Origin of the sequence: Bartonella sp. OT172YNZD (assembly GCF_042193725.1) — a bacterium.
GTDB lineage: Bacteria > Pseudomonadota > Alphaproteobacteria > Rhizobiales > Rhizobiaceae > Bartonella > Bartonella grahamii_A.
This window is the reverse complement of sequence record NZ_JBHILZ010000087.1, coordinates 1-742: the sequence shown is the minus strand read 5'-3', so window position 1 is coordinate 742 and position 742 is coordinate 1. Positions and strand designations below refer to the sequence as shown.

At 38.1% G+C, this 742-nt stretch carries 1 protein-coding gene; it reads right to left on the bottom strand.

Going from position 1 to position 742, the window contains the following annotated elements; genetic code table 11:
- Nucleotides 1-742, bottom strand: a 742-nt coding sequence (locus tag ACFIJS_RS09155) for an autotransporter outer membrane beta-barrel domain-containing protein (RefSeq protein WP_375651313.1), incomplete at both ends; no start/stop codon positions are given.

Genomic DNA, 742 nt, shown 5'->3' with positions numbered 1-742 from the left:
CCAGAAAAACCAACTTTCTTAAATTTATGCTGATAAGTTAAATCTCCATAAAGAGAAAGTTTTGAAGAAAGACGAGCATTAAACCCAAGACCTGCTTCCAAAAAAGAACCAAAAAAACCTAATTGGAAATCGTTTTTAAAAGAAACAAATTGCTTATCTTCAAAACTATGCAAATAAGAAAGCTTACTATAAAAAGAAACGACACGTCCCTCTTCAGAAACATTAAGTGTCTTGCTTAAACGCCCACCAACACGCCCCACCCATTGATGAAAATTCCCTAAATCAACATCAATATTATCAACATCATATGCTGGATTAAACTGAAGATGCTGATAAACAACCTGAATCTGCGGATCAAAAATAACACCTTTATACCCTGTTGCAAACGTTCTGCCACTCGTTAAAGAACCGCTAAACTGTTTACCCTTTAACGCTACAACCTTGCCTCGTGCAAGGGTAAGAACATCACCCCTAAACAGACCATAAGAGAATACTCCATCCATGTAGAAACCGGTATCATGCTGGAGACTTCCATAAGCAGCAACAGACCATTTATCAAATGTGCTCTTTTTACTTTGTGCTACATTTTGAGGCTGTAGAGAGAGGCTTCCATAGGTTCCCATCATCCCAAAGAATGTACGGCTGTACAAACTTTCAATTTCCTTTAGTAAAATACCTGCTTCCAGTGCAGTATAATCGAGTTCGGCTCCATACCCATACTCAAAAGCAGACAAATTGGAAG